This is a genomic window from Psychrobacter sp. ASPA161_9 (assembly GCF_051970275.1).
In the GTDB taxonomy this organism is placed as follows: domain Bacteria; phylum Pseudomonadota; class Gammaproteobacteria; order Pseudomonadales; family Moraxellaceae; genus Psychrobacter.
On record NZ_JBEFNI010000003.1, the window covers coordinates 326,046 to 350,936 of the forward strand.

Consider the following 24,891-nt stretch of genomic DNA (forward strand, 5'->3'; position numbering starts at 1 on the left):
AGCGGTTGCATTAGTATTTATCTGTCTGGCAGGTTCTATAAGCAGTTAACGTCCACGCTAAGCTACTGTGCAAGATACAATTAAAATAGCAAACGCAAAAAAGCCCTGATTATTATCAAGGCTTTTTAATATTCTGGAGGCTTATAAAGCAATTACTAGTTTAATGGCTTACCTATCAATGAATAATCCATCAATAAACTAGCTGCTAATTTGCTTAGTATTGTTGCTCTGCATCAACAGCAATGTCGTTCGCGCCATCAGCAACAGCGTTAGCACCATCAGCAACAGCTGAAGCAGTACCTTCAACAGCTTTGTTAGTACCTTCAGCGATAGCATCACCAGTATTTTCTAGCGCATTTGTAGCGGCAGCACCAGCAGTTTCAGCACTCTCAGCAACTTCAGTACCAGCTTCTTGAGCAGCAACTTCAGCTTCTTGAGCAGCAGCTTCAGTATTAGCAGCAGCTTCTTCAGTGTTAGCAGCGGCATCGTCGCCAGCAGACTCAACAGCAGCTTCGGTTTGGTCTTCAGTTTGTTGGCTACATGCAGTGACTGCAAAAGTACCAGCAAGTACGCTAGCAAGTAACAAATGACGTTTTAACATAATAAACCTCTTGTAAATGGTGCATGTCAGAATACATGATTGCGCTATTTTATAGATAGCAAATAAGACATGCAATAACAATTTTCAGTATATTAACAAATAATAACTGCTTAATAATAATCCTCAATCGTCAGCGCTGCATACTCATTGGTATACCCTAAGCTGACAATATCTCTACAGCCTACCTTAAATATCAGATTTCATTTGTACGCGTAATGTTACTATTGTTGTTACCTATATTAATAATTAGTTATTAATCTGTAATAATCCTGTTACTTTTAAGAACTGTTGTTTTTTTCGAATAACTATTTCTTTTCTTCAACCTGTAATGCAGCTACCGCAGGCAAAACTTTACCTTCGACAAATTCTAAAAATGCACCGCCGCCTGTAGACATGTAGCTTACGCCATCAGCAACTTGGTATTTATCAATTGCAGCTAGAGTATCACCACCGCCAGCTATCGAAAACCCGTTACTAACTTGTACTGCTGTTGCCAAAATTTCAGTACCAGCACCAAAAGCATCCACTTCAAACACTCCAACTGGACCGTTCCAAAGGATAGTTTTAGCATCAATAATAGCCTTGGCTAATTGTTTAGCACTTTGCGGCGCAATGTCCAATATCATATCATCGGCACCAATATTATCTACCGCTTTGACAGTAGCTTTCGCTTGTTGCAATGAGCCTACAAAGTCATCAAAATCAATGTCGTTTTTATCAGCGACGACTACAAATTCAGGCAGCAGAATATCAGTCTTGGTCATGATTTGACGAGCAGTATCGACCAAATCAGCTTCATGTAGCGATGCACCTACACTATGACCTTGTGCGGCTAAGAAAGTATTGGCAATACCTCCACCAACGATGATTTGGGTACAAACTTCTGCTAAGCTATGAAGAACTTCAAGTTTAGTAGATACTTTTGAGCCACCAACAATCGCTAACATCGGTTGTGCTGGAGTCTCAAGTGCTAGACTCAATGCATCGAGTTCAGCTGCGAGCAATGGACCGGCGCACACAGTCTTACCTGCTTGACGCATTGCTTGAGTCACGCCTTCAGTAGAGGCTTGTGCACGGTGAGCAGTACCAAATGCGTCCATCACAAACACGTCACACAAGCTTGCATAAGCTTCTGCCAGCCCAGCATCATTCTTTTTTTCACCTTTATTGAAACGGACATTTTCCAATAAAACCACTTCACCAGCTTTAATAGTGACGCCTTCACCAAGATAATTATTATTAAGCATTACAGGCTTTTTTATCTGCCCAGCCAGCTTGTCTGTCAAGTAATCAGCAACTGGAGCGAGAGAATACTTGGACTCAGGTTCACCTTCTGTTGGACGTCCTAGATGTGAGCATACAATTACTGCCGCCCCTTTATCTAACGCCATTTTAATAGTTGGCATGCTGGCCTGCAGACGTGCATCGCTTGTCACTTTACCATCTTTGATAGGAACATTTAGGTCTTCACGAATCAATACTACTTTGTCCGTTAACGTCAGCTCACTCATACGTAAAAAATTCATTACCGCTCCTAGGCTATATGGATTATTTTGTCTATCGTTTTATGAAGTTAAATTAACCGCCAATATCATATGAGCCGTAGTTTATACAATAGAGCTTGCTCATTCTAGGCAAGAAACAAGTATTACAGTAAATTTTTAATAAAAATCTCAGATGCATAATATTTGGCGCCTGCTATTCAGGATACCATCATAATTTAGAGATATTTTTTAGAAGCCCATTAACATTTCGTGGTGGCACTTAGTAACGGTTCATTTTACTATAAAGCACTATCTGACTTTCGATCACTTGATAAATGATAACTCGGTAGAAAATAACAATAACCCATTAGGAGATTATAATGAGCATTGACTTTGATGTTGCCAAACAAAATTTACTAAAATTAAAAGAAGAGTATGAAACTCGCATTGATAAAATAGAAGATCATATCCAGCATCCACAAGATGATTTGAACGAACATTGGGATGATCAGGCAATATCATATCGTCAAAATGATATGCGTAAAAATTTGATGGCTGAAGCACGGCAAAGTCTTGTTTATGTCGAGAATGCCCTGAGTCGTATCGAGAACGGCACTTATGGTGAATGTGAAGTGTGCGGTAAACCAATAGAAGAAAAGCGCTTAGAAGCCTTGCCTTACGCTACCCTGTGTATGGATCATGCTGTGTAAGGTTTTCTCCATATACCATAAATCATCAATCTTATGGGCAGGTATTTACCAATCGGTAAGCGCCTGTTGCCACTCTTGACAGCGCTGCGCAATTGAATCTACTGGCAAGTCTAAAATGTCACCAACTACCGCAATATAAGCGATGGGTAACCCTTTTAGTTGAACAATATTTTCGACTGTCAAACCACCAATGACACAAAGTTCAATGTCGTTATGAATAGTCTGTTGGCAGCCATCTATAAGCTGTTGACGAGAGATAGTGTCGGCATTAGGTTTAGTAGATGATGCAAATATAGCACCCATTGCCGCATAAGTTGCGCCTGCAGACCTTGCTTCTTCTACTAACGCTACATCTCCATGACAAGTGCGGCCAATAATCTGATTAGACTCCAATTGCTGTTTAGCCTCACTAATAGCACCATCTTGTTGTCCAAGATGCACCCCTACTCCAAGCTTGACTGCTAAAGCGATATCATCATTTATAACTACTGGTACTTCGTATAGATTTGCTAGTGCTACTATCTTTAGCGCCTCGTCATATAACTTTTTTTGACCATGAGTCTGAGCCAATACTTGCTTGCGTCTGATTTGTAGCAACCCTATTACGCCTGTCGCTAGAGCTACCTCTAACTTAGCATAAAGCAAATCAAATTCATCATCATTAGTAAGCAGATACAGCATAGGCGCTGCTCGCTCTGAAGTTACAGTTGATTGTTCAGTCATAAATCATCCTTAAGCTTAATTAAGCCAAAAAAAGACTGTTATATTAAATAACAGCCTCTTTTGTCTACAAACTATGGTTTACAGTAGTTTAGATAAACATCTTATACTGTACGGCGTGTGGCTAAGCTGGTTAGAATATTCTTAGCATCACCCCAACGAGTTGCCGAGCTGTTAGCACCTAAAATTACGATAATAGCAGGGCGGTTGTTGACACGAGTCTCCATAACTACACAACGACCAGCTTCGTTAATAAAACCTGTTTTAGAGATACCAATTGGATAATCTCCTGAGCGCACAAGGCTACTCGTATTGCTGGCTTTATAGGTGCGGTTACCACTTGAATAGTTGGCAACGTAAAAGTCGTAGCTTTTGGTAGTAGAAAAACGACGAATAACATCATAGTTACCCGCAGCACGTACCATTTTTACTAAGTCATTTGATGATGCAACATTACGCTTATCAAGACCTGTTGGATCTCCAAAGTATGCTGTGGTCATACCCAACTCTTGAGCTTTACGGTTCATCGCCCGCATAAAGGCATCATAGCCACCTGGATAGTTACGTGCTAGGCTTTTAGCGGCAGGATTTTCAGATTTCATCAAAGCCATGAGTAGCATCTCAGCGCGATTCATGCGATCGCCTGATTTCAAACGTGAGCTTGCACGCTTAGGACCTACAAAGTCTTCTGGATCAAGCGTAATTTCTTCACGCATATCAAGACCAGCATCTAAGACAACCATGGCTGTCATTACTTTAGTAATACTTGCCATAGGACGCGCGATATCTGCATCTTTTTCGTATATAGACTTTCCAGTCTCGACATCTATGACTGCGACACTACGCGAGTCTGTGCTGATTGGTAGCATATCGCTGCTACCAAAACCGCCACGGTAGGTAGTGTTATAAGTATTATTATAGCTGTTACTGCTACTGCCATAACTGTTAGCATTAGTAATATTAGTAGTGCCGTAGCCGTTATCCACTTTTTTGATAGGAGTAGTAGAGCTTTTAGAGCTATACATAATGTTGCGTGCTTCTGATAAGCTATCCGCCCCACCCCAACTGACGCGTGCGCTAGACTCAGGGCTACCATTAATACTAAGCGCAGCTTGTGCAGCACTGCCTAAGCTTAACGAAATCATGGCAGCGACTAATTGCTGTTTGGTTAATGGTAAATGTTTCATTATTCCCCCTGCTGTTGGTATCGCGTCAATTGCAGATTATCATATGCAATTGATAAACGTAGCGTTTCTGATTGTGTTTGTAGACACTCGTATAGAGTTTTTGTACTTTTAGTGTATCATGGTTTGCATTTAAGTTTAATGTATCGGCCTGACTTCATGAGATTTTTTTGTACATGTACGAAGATTACTACAGTTGCTTTGGGTTCATGTAATATTGATTAACATTAGAGAAATATTTGTTTTATTATTACTGCAAAGTAATTCTATAGATAAGTAACTATAAAGCAAGATTATTATAAATAGCAACATCGATATAAAATAAAGTACTTGTATTGTATTGTATTGGATAAGTCACTGTTAAGTAATATATTTATAGCATAGCCAATCTTAACCAATGTTAGGCTATCCCTAATTCGCCTCAATCTATTAAATAGTAAAGAGTATAATTATGATTCGAGTATTAGTAGTAGATGATCACGATTTAGTACGAATGGGCATCAGTCGTATGCTGTCTGACAGTGCAGATATTGAAGTAGTAGGTGAAGCTGATAGCGGTGATATGGCATTAAAAATGGCTAAGCAGCTCAGTCCAGATGTGGTTCTACTAGATGTAAACATGCCAAATATCGGTGGTCTTGAAGCGACTAAGCGTTTGGTACAATTGGACATGGGTATCAAAATATTGGCAGTGAGTAGTATGTCAGCGCAGCCGTATCCATCAATGCTCCTCAAAGCTGGAGTTAATGGTTACATTACTAAGGGTACGCCACTCGATGAGATGATACGTGGTATCAAAAAAATATACCAAGGTGGGCGTTATTTTAGCCATGACGTTGCAGAGCAGTTGGCCGAAGTATTATTATCAGATAATGCCTCCTCACCTTTCGATTTGCTTAGCGATCGTGAAAAACAAGTCGCCATGATGGTAGTCAACTGTCAAAGCCCACAGCAAATTGCCGATCAATTATTCGTAAGCGTAAAAACCATTAATACTTATCGCTACCGTATCTATGAAAAAGTCGGTGTTGATAGTGATGTTAAATTGACTCATCTAGCCATTCGTCATGGGTTGATTCAACCTTAATTTCAGGGTTAGTCTGCTTCTTTAACTAATATATCTATATCTATTCCTTCCCTTCGGTCCATTTATGAAACCTGCTTCTAGAACTATTAACGCTGTTGTCCGATCTCTAAAGCAGGACAATACCCTACCTGCATCACAGTTACGCAAGCTTGGGCTAATTTATAATAGTTATCGTTTAGTAGTCAGTGCGTTTCTATTGTTAATGGTGTACGCCAATATCAAAGCAGATACCAATCTGCTATTACCAAGCTTATTGCAGCAAACTGCCCTTGGGTTTTATGTCATTCTTAGTCTGATTTTACTGAGTTTATTTTTGGTGGCAACCAAGCAGCTGCAACGCCAGTTAGTATTTGGTTTGGGTATTGATATAATCGTTTTAAGTTTGCTGCTATATACCAATGGTGCGCCAGACTTACAATTGACTATGCTATATATGGTCGTCGTAGCAGCGAGCTTTATGTTGTTACGCAGCTCACAAGCCCTGATTATCACTTTACTAGCAATTTTATTCGTCATTTATCAGCAATTTTTCCATGCGATTGCCAATAGTATGAGTCTAGCCAACCTAGGTGACGCCTTATTAATGTCAGCCAGTTTTTTAGCCGTTGGTTTTTTGAGCTGGTCGATCTCGCAGCGCTTAGTACATGTCGAACGATTTATAGCACGGCAAGCAGAAGAAGTAGAACGTCTTAATACAATCAATCAAGAAGTTATTAGCCAAATGCTTAATGGCGTGATGGTTATCGATCAGCAGCATATTGTTTTAGCCAATCATGCAACTTACCAGCTTCTAGGTATTTCTGAGATACCAGCATCGCCATTTAGAAAAGCACCCCCTAATAACGATAATACAAAGTCTACTCTCAGACAACAACAGCGTAATTTTAAGAATCATCATAATCCATTGTATGCTTTTCAGCAGGCTTTGGCTCATCAACATAGAGCCCTACTCAATAGCTGCCTCTCTGTTCCCGCCAATCAATCAAGAAACTTTATTTATGAGTTACCTGAGGCAGCTAGCGCTTCTGTTACAAACAAGCTGCGCGTACAAATCATTCCCTTAGAGGATAGTAGCCAGCTGGTATTGTTTGAAGATTTGCGTCGCGAACAAGCCAACGCTCAACAGCTAAAACTGGCTTCTTTAGGACAGCTAACGGCCAGTATCGCTCACGAGATTCGTAATCCACTTGCTGCTATCTCACAGGCCAGTCAGCTATTGCTAGAAGATATAGACGACAACCGTGACGTAGGCGAAAACACATCCTCACTGATAAAAAACCAAGCTGCCATCGACACAAATGGCAATAATGAGCTGTACAAGATGATATTTGCACAGACTAAGCGTGTTAATCGTATTATTGAAGACGTATTAAAGCTATCACGTCAGCAACGTTCCAATAAACAGACAATAGAACTTGCGACATGGATGCCACAATTTTTAGAAAATTATTTTCGCGGTAATGATATTTTTTTACGTGATGATTCACATCCCGTGGTACAGTTTGATAACCATCAGTTAGAGCAAATACTCATTAATTTAATCAACAACGGTTTGCGCTATTGTGGTCTTGTGCATCCACACGCTTATGCTGAGGTCGAGATATATTGTGTGCAGAACGATGTTATAATCGATGTTTTAAACGAAGGTGATAAGGTTGCTGAAACTGATGTAGAGCACCTATTTGATCCATTTTTTACTACTGATAAAGCAGGTACCGGACTGGGATTATATTTATCACAAGCATTTAGCGAAGCCAATCATGCACGGCTACTGTATGTCGCCGAACATGAAAAGACCTGTTTTCGATTGATTATACCATTGGGCTCCTGCCCAGAAGATGCTTGGGATGTTTGAGACTATTATTAATAGTTTTCAATAACGCCCACACTGATAAAATATTGATTTCCATAATCGATCAAGATAGTTAACCTGTACAGTTAATAAAGATAAAAAAGGTTAAAGGTTCTCTATTTATTGATGATAACCCTTTATATGAGCGTTTATTTAGTAACTTGTACCAATTGAACAAACATGAGGTTATGTATGACAGCAATCGCGCTAGTCGTCGATGATGAAGTAGATTTATGCCGACTTATGCAAATCACGCTAACAAAAATGGGCATCAGAAGTGACGTCGCCTATAGCCTGTCACAAGCAAAATCTTATCTGGAAAATAACCACTATGATTTTTGTCTAACTGATTTACAGCTGCCCGATGGCTCAGGACTAGAACTGGTGAAGCAGATTAGTAGCAGCTCCAATACGCCGGTTGCTGTGATTACGGCACACGGCAGCATGGATCTGGCTATTGAAGCGCTTAAAATGGGTGCTTTTGACTTTGTAAATAAGCCGCTTGAGTTACCTCGTTTACGACAGCTGGTCGAAAATGCACTTAAAGTCATCCATCAAGACGAAAGCACACAAGCAACCAATGAGATTACGCCGGAGCAGCAGCTATTAGATAGTCGTCTAATCGGTAATTCTGCCGTGATGCAAACCTTGAAAACCACCATTGTCAAACTAGCGCGTTCACAGGCGCCAGTGTTCTTATCCGGTGACTCTGGTACAGGTAAAGAAGTCGTTGCCAGACTCATTCATGACTTAAGTCCGCGCCGTGATGGTAGCTTTGTACCAGTCAACTGTGGCGCAATTCCATCTGAGCTGATGGAATCAGAGTTTTTTGGGCATAAGAAAGGCAGTTTTACCGGTGCAGTTGCAGACAAGCAGGGTTTGTTTCAACAAGCCAGCGGTGGTACGCTATTTTTGGATGAAGTTGCAGATTTACCGCTCGCTATGCAAGTTAAGCTATTACGCGCTATTCAAGAAAAAACGGTACGTGCTATTGGTGATACCAAAGAGATTCCCGTTGACATTCGTATTTTATCAGCCACTCATAAAGACTTGAATCAATTGGTAAAAGATAGCGATTTTCGGCAAGATTTGTATTATCGAATTAACGTTATCGAACTTAAATTACCCACGCTTAAAACGCGACGCGATGACATACCTTTACTCGCTAAGCATTTTTTAGCATTAATATCTGAAGAGTGGCAACTAGATACTCCAGCACAGCTCACTGAAAATGCCTGTGAGCGACTCCAACATCATGAATTTGCTGGTAATGTTCGTGAGCTTCGCAATATATTGGAGCGCGCAGTCACGTTAGCAGAAACCACAATCATAGACGATGATCATTTGGGGTTGCCTAAGCTCACTGATAATTATGATGATGAAGCCAATCCTAAAGATATGACCAGTAACGAAGATATGACTGCTGTATCCGCTGTCAATGATAAACCTATGCCTCTACAGACAAAAGGCTCTCCTAAACAAAGTAGCAGAAATGTTAATAGCAGACAGGTAATTAATAACTTACATCCGTATCGCACTCACACCCAAAGTTATTCCTCTGCTATCCGCATGTCTACTCCTAAATCTAATAATATCGGCACTTCATCTGTATACAATCAAGACCGCCGTAAACCAGAGCAATTTGTTGATGATATAAATACTCAGCCCTCAATAGTTAGTGTGTCTGAGGCTGAATTACCCCAAAAAGGGCTAGAGGCCTATCTTCAAGATCAAGAAAAGCGCTTGATTATCAAAGCGCTTAAGCAGACAGATTGGAACAAGACTCAGGCAGCTGAATTATTGGGTACTACCTTCCGCTCTCTACGCTATCGCATGAAAAAGCTTGAAATCGATGAAGATCAGGACAATAACTTAGAATAGCTTAACTGATTAAAATTAACTAAGGTTATACCTCATATTTTTTAGATACTTTCTTTATCGTTATCAGCGACAATATCAACATTATCTTTTTTTACAAAGCGAAGCCCTGAAGAGCGTACTTGCTGTCGCAACACATCAAGTGCTTGCTGCTCCCACGTACGCTCATTACCAGATAAAGCCACATCAGGCTGCACGCCTATCTTATCAATCTTCTTTCCTGTTGCTGTCAAGTAGTGAGCTACCGTTAACTTGACTGCTTGCTCATTATTGAGTGGTATAACCGATTGTACTGAACCTTTGCCATAGCTTACTTCGCCGACGATGGTTGCGCGTTGCTGTGTCTGTAGACTGCTTGCCAACACTTCTGCTGCCGAAGCAGAATAGCGGTTTTGCAAGATGACTACTGGTAAAGGCTTAAGTAGTGCAGCCTCTTGCGTGGACAAGGTACGCAACTTACTTTGTCTACTCTTTACCTGTACTACATCAGTATCACTCATAAACAAACTGGCTACTTTGACCGCTGAGATTAATACACCACCTGGATTATCACGTAAATCAAGCAGTATTCCAGTAACAGGCGCATCAAGATTGGTTAAGCTTTGCAGGATTCGTTCACGTGTATTGTTTTGAAAAGCCGGTAATTTAATAACAGCAATTCCATCAACAAGCCGCGTCTCGATGGTTTGCAGATGAGTATTATTACGTTGTAATGTGATGACACGCTTGCGCCGGCCAGCTTTAGAAACTGTGACATCGACTTGCGTACCTGCAATGCCGTTAAGCAGCTGTTCAACATCATTAGACTGTCTATCACCATCAATTTTAAACTGGCCGATTTGATGGATATAATCACCAACGGTAATTCCTTTTTTATCGGCAGGCGACTCATCTACAATATCAGTTACAACCCAATACCCTTCGGCCGGTTGATACTCTGCCTTTAAACCGACATTTCCTACATCGCCTTCGGTAAATGCGCGTAGGTTCTCGTACGCTTCAGCATCCAAAAACTCAGCATGACTATCAAGCTTGGTCAACATACCACTCATCGCATTGTCAAATAACTCTTCATCATTGACAGGATCAACATATTGACGGCGCACTAAGTCTACTACTGCGACAAAAGTTTTTAAGGTTTCAGGAGAGATTGCATTTAACGATACTTGCGCGACTTCGGCTGGTATATCAGTCAAGTTATCATCCGCTAAATCTGCTACGGCGTTATCTCCTAACGCATCTATATCATCATCTGTCCAGCTATCTGTTTCATCTGCGACGCTCAGCATTCCCGATTCTGATGCTTCACTATCCATCAGGTCATCATCAACATTTAAGCTAATAAGTTGCAAGCCTGCTGTAGGGCTATTACCATTGGTCGCACCTTTACCAGCAGGCTCCACATTAGCTGCTTGTGCGTGTAGATTGATACTGCTTATCCCTAGTAGCCCAAGCAAGCCAATCTTAAGCACAGGCTTAAAGATCGCACGTTGTGTCCATCCTAATTTAACTGGTTCGACCGATAGTTTTGAGGCTGATAAAAGCATAAGAGGACTCACATAAAATAAAAAGCACATACAACTTTATTATTGTCGTTTGATTACAAAATAGTTAACTGATATAAACGAGCTAGATGACTATAAGATAGCATTAAGACTCTACTGAAAAATAGGATATTATTGCAAATAAAAAGGGACAGATATGCGCTATCTCTCCCTTTTTGCCAGCTAATAAAAATTATCGAACCTAATCATTGAACCTATAGTGACTGTTTGAAACTATAATGTGGGAATCAACAAACTTTTACCTGTCATCTCAGCTGGTAGCTCAATATCCATCAATGCCAAGATGGTAGGTGCTACATCACTAAGTTTACCGCCATTACGTACTCGTACGTTTTGCTCACCAACATAAATTAGAGGCACATGTTCTGTAGTATGTTGAGTATGTACCTGTCCGCTTTCGTAGTCTTGCATCTGCTCGCAGTTACCATGATCTGCAGTGATTAGCATATCACCACCAGCTGCACGTACCGCTGATTCAATCCGACCAACGCATACATCGAGTGCTTCTACAGCTTGCACAGCAGCATCAAAAATACCAGTATGGCCGACCATGTCACCATTAGCATAATTTACTACGAGCACATCGTATTTGCCTGACTCAATAGCAGCTACCAGCTTATCAGTCACCTCAGGAGCGCTCATTTCAGGCTGCAAGTCATAAGTGGCTACATCTGGCGATGGCACTAAAATACGTTCTTCACCTTCGTATTCTGCTTCACGGCCACCACTAAAAAAGAAAGTAACATGTGCATATTTTTCAGTCTCGGCGATACGTAGCTGAGTTTTGCCTTGATCCTGCAAATACTCGCCTAATGTATTGGTCAATGACGTCGGATAATAAGCAATACTGGTTTTAGCATTATCTGCCAAGATATCTGAATATTTAGTCAACATCACAAAAGCAGCAAGTTTTGGTTGCTTATGACGAGCAAAACCCGAGAACTCATGATCTGGTAGTACAAATGCTTGCGCAAGCTCGCGAGCACGGTCAGCACGGAAATTCATAAAGATTAGCGCATCATTATCTTCGACCGTATATGGCACCTCATCACGTCCAATTACAGTCGTCGGGCTGATAAACTCATCGGTCTCACGTGCTTTATAAGCTGCCTGCACTGCGCCATCTGCACGCGTTGCTAGACGATCAGCCTTACCCTCAGTGATTAGCTCATAGGCTTTTTGGACACGATCCCAACGATTATCACGATCCATCGCATAATAGCGCCCGATGATACTAGCAATTTGTACTCGGCCACCCTCATAGTGAGCATTCAGTTTATTAATATGATCGCGTAGACGATTGATATATTTGTCAGCAGATTTAGGCGGTGTGTCACGACCATCTAAAAAACAATGGACAAAGACATTTTTGGCCCCATGAACCAGTGCAGAGTGGCACATCGCTTCGATATGGTCTTGATTTGAATGCACGCCACCATCAGATAACAATCCCATAATGTGTACATTACCGCCAAGCTCGTTTGCAGCTTTTACAGCGTCAACTAACGCTTCATTTTTATAAAATTCGCGGTTGGCAAGCTCATTTGAGATCCGAGTTGAATCTTGGTAAAGGACACGACCAGCACCTAGGTTCATATGCCCTACTTCTGAATTGCCGAATTGACCGTCTGGCAACCCAACGTCTTCTCCCGAAGCCGATATCAACCCATGCGGATACTGCTGATAAATCTTATCAAGGTTTGGCATGTTTGCGGCAGCAATAGCATTATCTTTCTCATCTTCACGATGCCCAAAGCCATCCAATATCATCAAAACGTGCGGTGTTTTTTTATTTTGCACGCTGCCTTGCTTACTATTAAGCTGCGCCTGATTGTCATCAATAGATTCTAATGGCTGCTGGTTACTGGTCATATATTACCGCTCCTCAAGTGAATGAACGCCTATAATTTTGTATTAGGGTGTTGAAAGCACTCTATATTAACACATATCTCAAAATAGCTGAAAACTCGACATTTTTTAACTAATTTACACAATTTCTAAGCCATTTTTTCCAATATGGCACCCTTAATAAGTAAAACAATTATTGATGCAAAGTATTAATCTGTAAATCAGACTTGCAATCAGGTATTCCATTAGTTAAGATAAAATTATTCTAGAGTGTTGGCTAGTAGATGTTTATTCCCTGAGCCGATAATGCTTTACCTGGATGTGCTATCTATTGCTTCATTGTGTATGCCTGCACCGCTTGCGGTGTATCAGGAAACCTGCCGAGGTAATGACGCATCCGCCCTGAACTTCACGGTTCATGGGTCACCATTTTACGGCGGCACTCTGGTTGTTATATTCGGTTACGACCATTAAAAGCCCCTTTTGTCATCGACGAAAGGGGCTTTTTTATGTTTGACTATAAAACAATCTATTATTCATCATTGGCAGATTTGGTGATTTTCTTCACATCTTTCGGAATGGTTTTTGCAGTACCATCGACAGTGGTATGTTGTTTAAAGGTGTCACCGAACGAATTCTGCTGTTGTTGCCCGAATGGGTTTTGCCCATTCATGCCTCCTGCACCGCCAAACGGGTTTTGACCACCCATACTACCAAACGGATTTTGACCCCCGCCCATTTGCCCACCCATCTGTTTGGCCATCATCTCCATCATTTTTTGCTGATTGTTCATAACATAGTTATTAGCCATATCTTTAAGCTTCTTTTGTACTGGTGGCAACACCACAAGCAATGCCAATAGATCGCTAATAACTCCTGGAATCAATAGCAAAATACCAGCTGCTGCCATAGCAACACTCTTTAGCATAGTAGATTCTTGCGGACGCATCGCGGGGTTCATCATACCCCCAGCTTTCATTTGCTGCGCCATTGGATTAAGGGCAACCATACCCTTACGAATCAGAGAGATACCAATGACAGCGGCAATAATGAACCACATAAATACCACCCAGCCACTCATAAATTGAGCAAGCAAATACCACAAGAGCATCTCGATAATAAACCAAACGATGGCAATACCAACTATCTGACCCATAAGGCGTCGTCCTATCAAATAAAAACTAAAAAATTGAGCGCCATGAAATTAAAATGGCTAACATATGATGTATATGGGGATTGATTGCTATACTATCAAACTTAAGGCTGATTTTTAAGCCATAAAATAAAATGAAAGTAAAACGGAATACTATGGCAATTATTATAGGAATTGATCCTGGCTCACGTATGACGGGTTATGGCATCGTTCAACAAACAGGCGATAAGTTAACCTATATTGATGCAGGCACCATTCGTACTGACACCAAAGAGATGCCTGAACGCCTTAAACGTATTTTCAACGGCTTAACTCGCATCACTCAGCATCATCTGAAGTATGCTGATGAGCCGATTTATACTGCTATTGAGCAAGTATTTATGGCAGAAAACCCTGATTCTGCGCTCAAACTTGGGCAAGCACGAGGTGCTGCCATTGCAGCAATGGTAGCATTAGACTTAGAAGTGTCAGAATATACGGCCCGTCAGATCAAACAAGCCGTATGTGGTTATGGTGCTGCTGCCAAAGAGCAAGTGCAAGAGATGGTCTGCCGTATATTGTCTTTAGATGTGGTACCACAACAAGATGCTGCTGATGGGCTTGCCTGCGCTATCTGTCATGCGCATTCAAGTCACTCTATGAATAAACTACTACTCAACAGCTCGATGCGTGGACGCGGCGGTTCTAAGAAAAAAGGCCGTTGGCGCCTAACGGAAGAAGATTTAGGCAATTTACGTTAAAATACATGACCATAAAAAACACGTGTCCAAATGGCGCGTGTTTTTTTATTGAAGTGTTTCTCTTTTAGCACACTGCTATTTAGTTAACAACTGAACTTTTGATAACCATATCTAGTACATAAGCGTATTCTGCATTTGAAGCGTCGTCAGCCTTGAGCTTATGACGCTGTAAACGTAGTATTTCATTATGCTTACCATCATGTTCATAACCATCAATACTACCCATGAAATCCGTCCATTCACCCTCGTTAGTCTTTATACCTTGATCATCGTAAGTGATGGGTTTTATTTGTAAACAAGCTTGTGTACTATCATCAGCACAAGGTGTAGTTTTTGCACTCACTGCCCAAAATATAGTTTCACCTTTGCTATTATATTTTGCCTGCGCCGTCATTTTACCTCTCCAAACCAAAGTTGTATTATTGCTAGCAACCTGAGTAAGGGTCGGCGGTGTACCATCTGCCAAGTTTATTTGACTCTCTCCCTGCATAAACTCATTTAGTTCATTTTCAGCTATATTTAAATCATCACATAGCATTTTGGTACTCATACCATCTTCGGTCATCAACATGTTATCTTGCAGTTGATAAGCAGCATTTATTGTATTACAACCAACACTATAGCTAATACTATTCTGACCTTGATACTTGCTGAAGCTCAGAACAACTTGCTCATTTATGTCCATTAACGACGTTACTGGTTGGTTACTTTCATCGGTTGCAGTTACCAATGTCCAACGATAGCGGGCAAGATTAGCAATCAACTTGTCTTCGGCGCTCAAAATTTCAGGGGCAGATGACGATTGGGCAGTAGTATTGATAGTCGTACCCTCTGCATTAGGCTCATTACTAGTTGAAGCATTATTACATGCCACTAAAGCCAAACTAGCTATTAGTAGGCTTGGCAATAATAATGTTTTTAGAGTTGGTTTTAAATTTGCACTTACCATGTTGCATCTCTCTTAGGGCACTCACCTAAAATTTCTTTCTTCAATGTATTTTTTTAACGAGATTGCACTATAAATATAGCGTTTCGGTTGCTCAATCTAACTTATAGACAGCCTATTTACGACCATTCAAAATACTAGCTCTGCTTTATCAAAGTAGTCTTGCAATAAACATTCCTTTAATTAAGTTTTTCTGTCTTAAATCGTGAGTATTTCTAGTATTCAAGTCGGTATGGCGAATATAAAATTAGTATAACTACTATAGACTTGACCATATTGTCTTATGTAATAAAATGTTTAGTTTTATTGCATGAAACCTTTGAAGTCCGCTAGACAGTAGTTTGTTAATACTTCATATTTTCAAAAAAATAATGGACAGCTGATTTCTCAACTGTCCCTCACTAAATATCGGATGAGTTCAATACCTGTAAAAAACCTTTATCTAATCGCTAGCTTGTGTAGATTTTGCCTTAGCAATTTTTTTGATACTAAAACGCTCATTCATCATCTGATAAAAACGCGCTAGGTTTTCTCCTTGCTCATTAGGATTAACCTTGAGTATTTTGCCAAAATCTAACCCCAAGTATAATACGATATCAGCAAAGCTAAGTTGATCGCCTACTAAATAGTCATGGCCTTCCAACGCTTTTTCAAAATAAGGTAACGCTTTAACCGCACGCGCGATAGAAGGCGCTACAAATTCTGGTACTTGCTCAACACGCTGAGCCTTTAAGGGATGACTGTGCTGAAATGCCAACATTAAGTTGTACAGTACTTCAAATTCAGCAATACGGCGCATAGAACAGACTTGCGCACGTTGTACCACATCGTTACCCATTACTGAGCGCTCACCATATACTCGATCTAGATACTCACACACTGCTTGTGAGTCATTGAGTACCGTACCATCATCCAACGTTAATACCGGTACTGTTTGCATCGGGTTCATTTGGGTAAAAGCATCTGACATCTGTTCATTAGCGGCAAAGTCGATATCTATTACATCGATATCGTCCATATCATCAACATCAATACCTTTCGATGCTAACAAAATAAGGGCTTTACGCGGGTTAGGGGCAGTACGGGTTACATATAATTTTTTCATGGCAAACTCCCTGTAAGGATAATCAAGCAGCGTCTCAGCGCTGATACGCTTTATTGTGGTTGTTACATTCATGTATACAGATCATTTTTATCGATAATCTGTACAATAGTTATAGCCTACTCCAGTCATCATAGCAAAGCCTTATTAGTGCTTGTCAAAAGAATAATAAAAAGCCCCATAACTTTAAGTTATGAGGCTTTAATTAATCTTACTTATCTATAAACATGCTATTTATTTATTAGGCGCAGGTGTCGTACGCAAATAAGGCTTAATTTCGGTATGACCTTTAGGATAATTAGCAGCAATATCTTCGTTTTTCACGCTTGGCGGAATGATAACGTCGTCGCCTTCTTGCCAGTCAACAGGTGTTGCAACGTTATACTCATCAGACAATTGCATCGCATCAATAACACGAACAATCTCATCAAAGTTACGTCCACAGCTGGCAGGATAAGTAAGCGTTAAGCGTACTTTTTTGTTAGGATCGATAATAAACACACTTCTGACCGTTGCCGTATTATCAGCATTTGGATGAATCATGTCGTAAAGATTCGCGACTTTGCGATCAGGATCAGCAATGATAGGGAAGTTGACAGCAGTGCCTTGGGTTTCTTCGATATCACTCACCCAACCTTTATGATCTTCTAAGCCATCAACCGACAATGCGATAGGTTTGACATTACGTTTTTGGAACTCACCACCTAATGCTGCGGTGCGTCCAAGCTCAGTCGTACATACTGGAGTATAGTCTGCAGGATGTGAGAAGAAAACAACCCAGCTATCCCCTGCCCACTCGTGGAAATTTATATCGCCTTCTGTGGTGCTCGCGTCAAAGTTTGGTGCAGTATCACCTAGACGTAAATGTGCCATACCTAATTCCTTGTTTATATTGATGAGCGCTAACACTAAAAAGTATCCTTGCGCTCTGTTATTATCATTGACGCGCTCGGCTATTAACTAATAACTCGGCTAACGTCAGTAAGAATCCTATTTTATATTAACAAACTGGTTACGAATGTCTTGTGACGGATTGTAATTCGATTATTCCATTTATCACTAAGTAGAGAGCTTAATGGTTGTTAAGATTTAAACATAGCGGCACCATCCATTTTCAATTGAACGGTATCGGCTTTCCATGTGAGTTTAGGGGTCGCCTCACTCATGCGCTTGCTCGTCTCGCCTGAGTGCCGCAAGGTAATACCTTGTTCATCAATAATGGCAATACCAATCACATAAGTATAAACAAAACGACTTTTGGCTTTGGGTGAGGCCTTTATATTAAAGGTACATTCTACAATTTGGTCCTGATACTGCATACGCATTTTTGGCTGTAAAGAAGCAATGGACACCACACCATTCGAAACTGCAGAATATACTGAAAAGACCAAGGCAACTTTACCACCATAATATTCAGCAATAGCAGGATTGACCAACACCGTCTCTTTTCCAGGCTCATTAGCACTAGCGACTTGTACATCACCTTGATGATGCACATAAGGCATGCTATTTAAGTTGCCTATTTGCTTGGGAGCATGGACATAGCTCATGTCTTTACTGCTCTGAGCCAATATTCCAACACGCAAATCTAAATCATCGTTATCGGCACTAGCATCACCATTGTCTATCCATATGGCTTCTACTGTTAGATAGTCATGACTGCCTTTCGTGAGGTTAATTCGATGTTCACTACCAGGTTTGTCTAAGATGACCTTTTTCAGACTAACAGCCGTTGGCTGCTCTGTTTTTGTCGCATTAACCAACGGTGCGGCAGAGGTAGTATTTATAGTAGATAATTGATCAGTAGGCTCATCTGCGACATCCCCACCGAAATGGGTCACCAATGCATCTAAACCACCGTTAAAACCTTGTCCAATGGCGTTAATACGCCAAATATTATTTTTACGATAGACTTGAAACAACATCATGGCGCGCTCACTATCAAATGCACTACCGTCAAATTGATAAGTTGCTAATATCTGCCCTGCTTGCTCTAACGTCACGCTACTAGCACCAAGCTCACGCATGGTCGCTTGACCATCGATTGTTGCCGTCAATACCAAATAATCTACGGAATCTGGTAGTTTACTGAGATCAATATCGAAGCGCTGTTGAGTCGCTGTTGACTGCCAACTGATAGCGCCACAAGGCGTTCTTGGCTGGTTATAAAAGGTCATATAATCATCATTTATTAACTTCTGCTGCCCACTCAAACCAAAGCAAGCCACATCAATAACGGTAGCGCCTGCTGTTAGCTCTGCAATCAATGTAAACTGCTGCATAACACCAACCTCAGTGAACTTGGCTTTTTGACCCATAATTAGATTGAGCATTATTATTGTCCTAATGATAATTTAGTATCAATTCAGGAATGGTTAAACAACCATTCCTGAATCCCACAAGCAAAACTCGCCAAACTTACCGCGCTTGCTTGTACCGCCAGCGGCACGCCCAGTGTCTGTTAATACCAATTCACCTTCTTGTTCTTGTAAATACCCAACTGCCAGCAACTTATCATTTAATTCTTGAGTCTTAAAACCTAGCTCTTTAGCAAGTTTCGCAGTCGTCAGCTTAGAGTAAGTAGGCTGCGCTGATTCCGTAATGGATTTTGCAGTTGCATTAGTGCCAACCGTTGTATTATTAGTAGTGGCTGTACTATCAACCCCACCATCCGATTCGGTCACCTTTTCAAGTGACATCCGCACTTCATCACTGATACGAATGATGCGTTGGGCTTCCTCATAAGTATCGGCATAGAGCTTAGTGTCTTCGTTACGGTAAATCAGTACCCCCATTTCATTATTATTTACTTGGCTAAACTCATAAAGGTTCAAACTGGTAATAATGCATTCGTTTTCATTGAGATAGCACTTAGCATGTAAGTTTTTACAAAAGCTGGTACGAATAAAGGTTAGATTTTTGAGCCAATTTATCTCTTCAGGGTGTAAGTCATTTTTGCCATAAACAATTCTAATATCGATTTTGAGACGGTTACGGTCCTCTAGTAGCTCTTTAATACGCTCATTAAGCTTTAAATACGGGCTAATAATAATCAATCTATCAGAAGCATTTTTAATCAATTCTTCTAAATGATAGGTTGTACCACTACTGTTTAAAAACTTTGCCATTCTAATGCCCTCAACATCTACTATTAAAATTCATATTTATTCATAAAAAAGCCCATCTCTAGCGTACTAGAAACGGGCACAATTGCAAACTACTATTGTTGAGTTTAATCTATAATATTAGAGCTATAGCTTATACATCATTCGTTTATAAAAATTCATTACGCAAATCCAGAGTAGAATCTTTACCTAGAGTTGCATAGTGCTTATCAAGGAAAGCCTTGGCAGACTCACGACCGATATCGCGCAGGTGGGTTAAAAATGCCCATTCGGAATTTATTTTACTAGACGCTGACAATGGATTGATTTGCTCAGTGGCTTCAATACGGTGCACGAATACTTCAGAATAACGTTCTCTATCCAGATTGTTCTCACGTAACTGACGGGTCACAAACTCGATAGCTCGCAACTCTCTTAGCAAAGATGAATTGAACGAAATCTCATTAATGCGATTCTGTATTTCTATGGCACTTTTCGGGGTTTCATTGCGTTCAACTGGGTTAATTTGAACGATGGCAATATCCTTAGACTTAGTGGTGCGAAACAAGGGATACAGAGGTGGGTTGCCAACATAACCACCGTCCCAATAGGGTACGCCATCAATTTCAACGGCTTGGAAATAAGACGGTAAACATGCCGAAGCTAAGATCATGTCTGCGGTTAGCTCTTCACGGTTGAATACTTTTATTTTGCCCGTATGCACGTTGGTTGCCGCAACAAACAGTTTTAACTCATTACATGCTCTGACCTTTTCAAAGTCAATAGTAGACTCAACCAAATCACGTAATGGGTTAATATTCAGCGGGTTGGTGTCATAAGGCGAAGCAACTCGACTAAATAGATCAAGCATTAGGTAAGCCGGTGAGTCATCCACATCCCATCTACCTGTCAGAATACTCAAAGGGCTGCGCTTAATAGGGCTCATTCTGCCCATGTATGCCACTTGGCGCCAAAACTGCTCAAGCGCCTCACGTGCACCATCTGCGCCACCATCCATATAGCCTTGTGCTAATACTGCTGCATTCATAGCACCAGCACTCGTCCCAGTAATACCTTCTACACTGACTCGACCATCTTCCATGAAGTAGTCCAGTACGCCCCAGGTAAAGGCGCCATGAGAACCGCCACCTTGCAGTGCTAGATTGATCGATTTTTTAACCATAATCTCTTTACACTCCCTTAGATGTATCGTTGAGCTTGCCTGTCTGGTTTTCTGATAGATAAAGCCAGCTAATAATTATTTGTTGCGCGTTCAGCAGCCAATAGCAGCCCGCCTAAATTCGATACTGATAAAGTATCAGCGCGATGCAATTGCTCAATATTAGCTGGTAACTCTAATCTGAGCATTGCATCTTCAAGAGTTTGGCAGACAGTAACTAAGCCGGTTTATAACTATCACGTAAGCTGACGATTTGATTAAATATAGGCTTATCACTAGTATGTTCTTCGCTATCCGCGATAAAGTAACCTTCACGCTCAAACTGGAAACGCGTACCAGCTTCAGCATTAGCCAATGATGGCTCAACTACCGCATTAAGTTCAGTCAACGAGTCCGGATTCAATACTTGATGTACATCAGCGACGCTACTTGGGTCTTCGACACTAAATAACTGCTCATACATGCGTACCGTTGCTGGAACGCCTTGGCTGGCCGATACCCAATGAATCACACCCTTAACCTTACGACCTTCAGGGTTGTTGCCTAGCGTTGCCGGATCAATCTTTGCTTTTAGCTCAACGACGTTGCCACTATCATCAGTAATATGCTCAGTCACTGCCAATACATAGGTATTGCGCAGACGAATTTCTGGCTTTTCTGGTGATAAGCGCTTATAGCCTGCTGGCGGCTCAATCTCGTAATCGCCTTGATCGATATACAAAGTTTCAGTAAACGGAATTTCACGCTCACCCATATCGACGTTAGGATGGTTCGGTTGAGTTAGCCATAAAGTTTGCGTGGCATCGTCAAAGCGCGCATTGACACTATCAGCTTTTTGCGCTTCCCAACTCCTAACTGCTTCCGCAAAGTTAGTAATGGTCACTTTTAATGGCTTTAGCACTGCCATACCACGTGCAGTGGTGGTTTCCAATGATTGACGAATGCTAAATTCTAATAAACGAAAATCAACAACACTGTCCACTTTAGTCACGCCAACACGTTCACAGAAGTCACGTAAGCCCTCTGGCGTATAACCACGACGACGCATGCCAGCGATAGTCGGCATACGCGGATCATCCCAACCACTGACAATACCTTCATCGACCAATTGCTTGAGTTTACGCTTACTGGTCAACGTATGGTCAACATTCAAGCGGCTGAACTCGTACTGATGTGGCGGTACATCAAAACCGACTTTTTCAACCGCCCAATCATAAAATGGACGGTGATCTTCAAACTCCAGCGTACATAATGAATGAGTAATACCTTCGAGTGCATCAGAAAGCGGATGGGCAAAATCATACATGGGATAGATACACCATTTATCACCCGTTTGATGATGCGCTTGATGCATGACGCGGTAAATAACAGGGTCGCGCATATTCATATTTGGGCTTGCCATATCAATCTTGGCACGCAAAACCGCTTTACCCTCAGCAAACTTGCCCTCTTTCATATCATTAAAGAGCGTTAAGTTTTCTTCAACACTGGCATCACGATGTGGTGATGGCGTGCCAGCCTCATTAAATGAGCCACGGTTTTCTTTAATCTGCTCAGGCGACTGCAAGTCTACATAGGCATCACCCTGCTCAATCAACTGCACGGCCCACGCATGTAATTGGTCGAAGTAACCTGACGCATGGTGCGCGTCCCCTGCCCACTCAAATCCAAGCCATCTGACATCGTTCTCGATGTTATCAATGAAATCTTGCTTTTCTGCGGTTGGGTTGGTGTCATCAAAACGCAAGTTACACACACCGCCAAACTCTTTGGCCACGCCAAAGTTTAGGCAAATGGATTTGACATGACCAAGATGCAAGTAACCATTTGGCTCAGGCGGAAAGCGTGTCACAATTTGTGGGTATTTTTGCGCATTGACATCATCACGAATGATATTACGAATAAAATCGTTTTTTTGTTCGTCTTTTTGTGCATTGTTGCTTGAGTGCTCACTCATCGGGCATTGCTCCTAACGCAAATTGTCATTTCATGCTACGTGCCATCACGCATCATGGAAAATTCAAACCAAACCATTAAAAAAAATAGGTTATCAAAAATTATAATAAAAAGTTAAAGTTGCGTTATTCTATCAGGTTTCATAAACGCATTAACAGCCTGATACATGACACGAGATAAAAAAGCCGTTAGACTAGCCATGACTTTTTATCAATCACTCACGACAGTGCTAATTAAGGCGCTGCAATCAAAAAGGAATATCACATGGTAGACATGCCACCAGTAGTAGAACTTGACACCAGTATGGGTGCGATCGTTATCGAACTCAATGAAGAAAAAGCACCTAAAACGGTAGAAAACTTTTTAAACTATGTAAAATCTGGTCATTATGACGGCACGATTTTCCATCGCATCATTGACGGCTTTATGATTCAAGGCGGTGGAATGGACGCTGAGATGAATGAAAAAGCGACCAATGCACCCGTTGAAAACGAAGCAGATAATGGTTTAAAGAACGATAAAGGCACCATCGCGATGGCGCGTACGCAAGATCCGCATTCAGCAACCAGCCAGTTTTTCGTCAACGTAAAAGATAACGACTTTCTAAACCACTCTGGCAAAAACATGCAAGGTTGGGGTTACACGGTATTTGGTAAAGTAACCAGCGGTATGGACGTGATTGAAAAGATGCGCGGCGTACCAACTGGTCGTTTCGGCATGCATGCTGATGTGCCAAAAGAGCCAGTGGTTATCAACTCAGCGACTATCGTTACTCAGTAGTGTTTAGTAGATAATAGTTATTTGATATATATTACTCAGTAAGCACTTATTAAGAGAGCACTTTAAGAGAGCATTTCTATAAGTCACGAGGATAAGGATAAATGCAAAGTTTTAACCATCTAATTACCACCCGCCCTCATGAGGTGCGGCAAGTATTGATTAGCGATTTGCATTTATCGCCTGAAGAGCCTGCCTTAGTGCAGGCTTTTTTGGCGCTGCTTGATGATTGTCTTGCCCTGCCCGCGCTAAAGTGCTTATTTATCCTAGGCGATTGGTTTGAAGTATGGCTAGGTGATGACGTTTACTTATCGTTATCAGAAGATGAGTGCAAAACCCATTGGCTCACCCCGCTTATCGTTAAATTAAAAAAACTACGGGTAGCTGGTTGTGAGATTTTGATTATGCATGGCAATCGTGATTTCTTATTAGATCAGCCATTTTGTAATTTATTCGGTGGTGAGCTTATCTATGAGCCATATACCTTAACTGTTGGACAGCTGAATTATCGCTTAGAACACGGCGATGCGTTATGCGTTGATGATAAGAAATATCAGTTTTTTCGCAAAATCATGCGCAATCGGTTAACCCAGTGGTACTTGCTGAATAAATCATTAGAAAAACGCTTGGCTATCGCAGATAAAATGCGCCAAAAAAGCCAACAGAATAATGCCAATAAAGCTGCCTACATCATGGATGTCAATGAAGATGCAGTGATACAAGCCGTGGCTGGTAGTGATGCGTTGCTACATGGGCATACTCATCGTCCAGATATTCATCAAGCCACGAGTAATAAAAAACGCTACGTACTTGGTGATTGGCGGTTGTTAGATGAAGATACGCGCCAGCCAAAAGTCAGCGCGGTGATTGGCGCAGTAACAGCAGATGAGAATTCTGATAATAATAAAGCTGAATTTGGATTGTTTGAATTTAAATTACTAATTTCATGATATTTATGTGAATGTCTCTTATTTACGATAAAAAAAAGTGTCTGTTAAAATAAC

Annotated in this window: 21 protein-coding genes and 1 other RNA gene; 8 read left to right on the forward strand and 14 right to left on the reverse strand. The window is 41.1% G+C overall.

The annotated features are described in order from the left end of the window. Positions 1 to 214: 214 nt before the first annotated feature. Positions 215 to 601, reverse strand: a complete 387-nt coding sequence (locus tag ACTQ9S_RS05920; RefSeq protein WP_068326392.1) for a hypothetical protein — start codon at positions 599 to 601, stop codon at positions 215 to 217. Positions 602 to 906: 305 nt separating this feature from the next. Continuing rightward, on the reverse strand, positions 907 to 2,127 hold the full coding sequence (locus ACTQ9S_RS05925) for a phosphoglycerate kinase (protein ID WP_440454355.1): 1,221 nt from the start codon (positions 2,125 to 2,127) through the stop codon (positions 907 to 909). 338 nt (positions 2,128 to 2,465) lie between these two features. Here ACTQ9S_RS05925 and ACTQ9S_RS05930 point away from each other — a divergent pair, with 338 nt between their 5' ends. Further along, entirely contained in the window at positions 2,466 to 2,795 is a 330-nt protein-coding gene (locus ACTQ9S_RS05930) for a TraR/DksA C4-type zinc finger protein (protein ID WP_068034844.1), read from the forward strand. Between the two features lie 45 nt (positions 2,796 to 2,840). Here ACTQ9S_RS05930 and ACTQ9S_RS05935 read toward each other — a convergent pair whose 3' ends face one another. Further along, complete coding sequence (locus tag ACTQ9S_RS05935; protein WP_068034843.1) at positions 2,841 to 3,518, reverse strand: thiamine phosphate synthase; 678 nt, start codon at positions 3,516 to 3,518, stop codon at positions 2,841 to 2,843. A gap of 101 nt (positions 3,519 to 3,619) precedes the next feature. Further along, the gene (locus ACTQ9S_RS05940; RefSeq protein WP_068034842.1) at positions 3,620 to 4,702 is read right to left on the reverse strand and encodes a serine hydrolase; all 1,083 of its coding nucleotides are present in this window, start codon (positions 4,700 to 4,702) and stop codon (positions 3,620 to 3,622) included. Positions 4,703 to 5,150: 448 nt separating this feature from the next. On the opposite strand from ACTQ9S_RS05940, the gene ACTQ9S_RS05945 reads away from it, so the two are divergent. From ACTQ9S_RS05945 to ACTQ9S_RS05955, 3 genes are all read left to right on the forward strand, one after another. Next, positions 5,151 to 5,786, forward strand: coding sequence for a response regulator (locus tag ACTQ9S_RS05945; RefSeq protein ID WP_068034841.1), 636 nt, complete (start codon positions 5,151 to 5,153; stop codon positions 5,784 to 5,786). Positions 5,787 to 5,850: 64 nt separating this feature from the next. Then, entirely contained in the window at positions 5,851 to 7,641 is a 1,791-nt protein-coding gene (locus ACTQ9S_RS05950) for a sensor histidine kinase (protein ID WP_440454356.1), read from the forward strand. 189 nt (positions 7,642 to 7,830) lie between these two features. Further along, positions 7,831 to 9,519 carry a sigma-54-dependent transcriptional regulator gene (locus ACTQ9S_RS05955; protein WP_440454358.1) on the forward strand — a complete coding sequence of 563 codons (1,689 nt, stop codon included), beginning with the start codon at positions 7,831 to 7,833 and terminating at the stop codon, positions 9,517 to 9,519. Positions 9,520 to 9,560: 41 nt separating this feature from the next. Here the strand turns inward: ACTQ9S_RS05955 and ACTQ9S_RS05960 are convergent, their stop codons facing one another. Continuing rightward, positions 9,561 to 11,063, reverse strand: a complete 1,503-nt coding sequence (locus tag ACTQ9S_RS05960; RefSeq protein WP_440454360.1) for a S41 family peptidase — start codon at positions 11,061 to 11,063, stop codon at positions 9,561 to 9,563. Between the two features lie 231 nt (positions 11,064 to 11,294). Next, complete coding sequence (gene gpmI, locus ACTQ9S_RS05965) at positions 11,295 to 12,953, reverse strand: 2,3-bisphosphoglycerate-independent phosphoglycerate mutase (protein ID WP_440454362.1); 1,659 nt, start codon at positions 12,951 to 12,953, stop codon at positions 11,295 to 11,297. A 235-nt stretch (positions 12,954 to 13,188) separates the two neighbouring features. On the opposite strand from gpmI, the gene ssrS reads away from it, so the two are divergent. Next, positions 13,189 to 13,384, forward strand: a non-coding RNA gene (gene ssrS / locus ACTQ9S_RS05970) — 6S RNA. A gap of 77 nt (positions 13,385 to 13,461) precedes the next feature. Here ssrS and ACTQ9S_RS05975 read toward each other — a convergent pair. After that, positions 13,462 to 14,085, reverse strand: coding sequence for an FxsA family protein (locus ACTQ9S_RS05975; protein ID WP_440454364.1), 624 nt, complete (start codon positions 14,083 to 14,085; stop codon positions 13,462 to 13,464). Positions 14,086 to 14,237: 152 nt separating this feature from the next. Here ACTQ9S_RS05975 and ruvC point away from each other — a divergent pair, with 152 nt between their 5' ends. After that, a complete protein-coding gene (gene ruvC / locus ACTQ9S_RS05980; RefSeq protein ID WP_068034835.1) occupies positions 14,238 to 14,822 on the forward strand; it encodes a crossover junction endodeoxyribonuclease RuvC in 585 nt (194 codons plus the stop codon). A gap of 79 nt (positions 14,823 to 14,901) precedes the next feature. Here ruvC and ACTQ9S_RS05985 read toward each other — a convergent pair whose 3' ends face one another. From ACTQ9S_RS05985 to ACTQ9S_RS06015, 7 genes are all read right to left on the reverse strand, one after another. After that, positions 14,902 to 15,771: an META domain-containing protein gene (locus ACTQ9S_RS05985; RefSeq protein ID WP_440454366.1), complete on the reverse strand. Its 870-nt coding sequence runs from the start codon at positions 15,769 to 15,771 to the stop codon at positions 14,902 to 14,904. A gap of 439 nt (positions 15,772 to 16,210) precedes the next feature. Continuing rightward, the gene (locus ACTQ9S_RS05990; RefSeq protein WP_068039011.1) at positions 16,211 to 16,873 is read right to left on the reverse strand and encodes a glutathione S-transferase family protein; all 663 of its coding nucleotides are present in this window, start codon (positions 16,871 to 16,873) and stop codon (positions 16,211 to 16,213) included. Between the two features lie 231 nt (positions 16,874 to 17,104). Further along, positions 17,105 to 17,743: a peroxiredoxin gene (locus tag ACTQ9S_RS05995; protein WP_068326362.1), complete on the reverse strand. Its 639-nt coding sequence runs from the start codon at positions 17,741 to 17,743 to the stop codon at positions 17,105 to 17,107. Positions 17,744 to 17,952: 209 nt separating this feature from the next. Next, positions 17,953 to 19,203 carry a TerD family protein gene (locus ACTQ9S_RS06000; RefSeq protein ID WP_440454368.1) on the reverse strand — a complete coding sequence of 417 codons (1,251 nt, stop codon included), beginning with the start codon at positions 19,201 to 19,203 and terminating at the stop codon, positions 17,953 to 17,955. A gap of 42 nt (positions 19,204 to 19,245) precedes the next feature. Beyond that, on the reverse strand, positions 19,246 to 19,998 hold the full coding sequence (locus ACTQ9S_RS06005) for a phospholipase D family protein (protein WP_068034832.1): 753 nt from the start codon (positions 19,996 to 19,998) through the stop codon (positions 19,246 to 19,248). Between the two features lie 145 nt (positions 19,999 to 20,143). Next, positions 20,144 to 21,157 (reverse strand): patatin-like phospholipase family protein, encoded by a 1,014-nt coding sequence (locus ACTQ9S_RS06010; protein ID WP_440454370.1) that lies wholly within the window; start codon positions 21,155 to 21,157, stop codon positions 20,144 to 20,146. A 214-nt stretch (positions 21,158 to 21,371) separates the two neighbouring features. Further along, positions 21,372 to 23,111, reverse strand: coding sequence for a glutamine--tRNA ligase/YqeY domain fusion protein (locus tag ACTQ9S_RS06015; protein WP_440454372.1), 1,740 nt, complete (start codon positions 23,109 to 23,111; stop codon positions 21,372 to 21,374). 263 nt (positions 23,112 to 23,374) lie between these two features. Here ACTQ9S_RS06015 and ACTQ9S_RS06020 point away from each other — a divergent pair, with 263 nt between their 5' ends. Both ACTQ9S_RS06020 and ACTQ9S_RS06025 read left to right on the forward strand, forming a co-directional pair. Next, positions 23,375 to 23,890 (forward strand): peptidylprolyl isomerase, encoded by a 516-nt coding sequence (locus ACTQ9S_RS06020; RefSeq protein ID WP_068326350.1) that lies wholly within the window; start codon positions 23,375 to 23,377, stop codon positions 23,888 to 23,890. Positions 23,891 to 23,991: 101 nt separating this feature from the next. Beyond that, the gene (locus ACTQ9S_RS06025; protein WP_440454374.1) at positions 23,992 to 24,837 is read left to right on the forward strand and encodes a UDP-2,3-diacylglucosamine diphosphatase; all 846 of its coding nucleotides are present in this window, start codon (positions 23,992 to 23,994) and stop codon (positions 24,835 to 24,837) included. Positions 24,838 to 24,891: the final 54 nt, after the last annotated feature.

Excerpts from the sequence above, each read along its gene's own strand:
- ACTQ9S_RS06010 (WP_440454370.1), bottom strand. The coding sequence starts at position 21,157 with ATGGTTAAAAAATCGATCAATCTAGCACTGCAAGGTGGCGGTTCTCAT.
- ACTQ9S_RS05925 (WP_440454355.1), bottom strand. The coding sequence starts at position 2,127 with ATGAATTTTTTACGTATGAGTGAGCTGACGTTAACGGACAAAGTAGTA.
- gpmI (WP_440454362.1), bottom strand. The coding sequence starts at position 12,953 with ATGACCAGTAACCAGCAGCCATTAGAATCTATTGATGACAATCAGGCG.
- ACTQ9S_RS05975 (WP_440454364.1), bottom strand. The coding sequence starts at position 14,085 with ATGGGTCAGATAGTTGGTATTGCCATCGTTTGGTTTATTATCGAGATG.
- ACTQ9S_RS05990 (WP_068039011.1), bottom strand. The coding sequence starts at position 16,873 with ATGAAAAAATTATATGTAACCCGTACTGCCCCTAACCCGCGTAAAGCC.
- ACTQ9S_RS05995 (WP_068326362.1), bottom strand. The coding sequence starts at position 17,743 with ATGGCACATTTACGTCTAGGTGATACTGCACCAAACTTTGACGCGAGC.
- ruvC (WP_068034835.1), top strand. The coding sequence starts at position 14,238 with ATGGCAATTATTATAGGAATTGATCCTGGCTCACGTATGACGGGTTAT.
- ACTQ9S_RS05930 (WP_068034844.1), top strand. The coding sequence starts at position 2,466 with ATGAGCATTGACTTTGATGTTGCCAAACAAAATTTACTAAAATTAAAA.
- ACTQ9S_RS05955 (WP_440454358.1), top strand. The coding sequence starts at position 7,831 with ATGACAGCAATCGCGCTAGTCGTCGATGATGAAGTAGATTTATGCCGA.
- ACTQ9S_RS05945 (WP_068034841.1), top strand. The coding sequence starts at position 5,151 with ATGATTCGAGTATTAGTAGTAGATGATCACGATTTAGTACGAATGGGC.
- ACTQ9S_RS06005 (WP_068034832.1), bottom strand. The coding sequence starts at position 19,998 with ATGGCAAAGTTTTTAAACAGTAGTGGTACAACCTATCATTTAGAAGAA.
- ACTQ9S_RS05920 (WP_068326392.1), bottom strand. The coding sequence starts at position 601 with ATGTTAAAACGTCATTTGTTACTTGCTAGCGTACTTGCTGGTACTTTT.
- ACTQ9S_RS05935 (WP_068034843.1), bottom strand. The coding sequence starts at position 3,518 with ATGACTGAACAATCAACTGTAACTTCAGAGCGAGCAGCGCCTATGCTG.
- ACTQ9S_RS05940 (WP_068034842.1), bottom strand. The coding sequence starts at position 4,702 with ATGAAACATTTACCATTAACCAAACAGCAATTAGTCGCTGCCATGATT.
- ACTQ9S_RS06000 (WP_440454368.1), bottom strand. The coding sequence starts at position 19,203 with ATGCTCAATCTAATTATGGGTCAAAAAGCCAAGTTCACTGAGGTTGGT.
- ACTQ9S_RS06015 (WP_440454372.1), bottom strand. The coding sequence starts at position 23,111 with ATGAGTGAGCACTCAAGCAACAATGCACAAAAAGACGAACAAAAAAAC.
- ACTQ9S_RS05985 (WP_440454366.1), bottom strand. The coding sequence starts at position 15,771 with ATGGTAAGTGCAAATTTAAAACCAACTCTAAAAACATTATTATTGCCA.
- ACTQ9S_RS06020 (WP_068326350.1), top strand. The coding sequence starts at position 23,375 with ATGGTAGACATGCCACCAGTAGTAGAACTTGACACCAGTATGGGTGCG.
- ACTQ9S_RS06025 (WP_440454374.1), top strand. The coding sequence starts at position 23,992 with ATGCAAAGTTTTAACCATCTAATTACCACCCGCCCTCATGAGGTGCGG.
- ACTQ9S_RS05960 (WP_440454360.1), bottom strand. The coding sequence starts at position 11,063 with ATGCTTTTATCAGCCTCAAAACTATCGGTCGAACCAGTTAAATTAGGA.
- ACTQ9S_RS05950 (WP_440454356.1), top strand. The coding sequence starts at position 5,851 with ATGAAACCTGCTTCTAGAACTATTAACGCTGTTGTCCGATCTCTAAAG.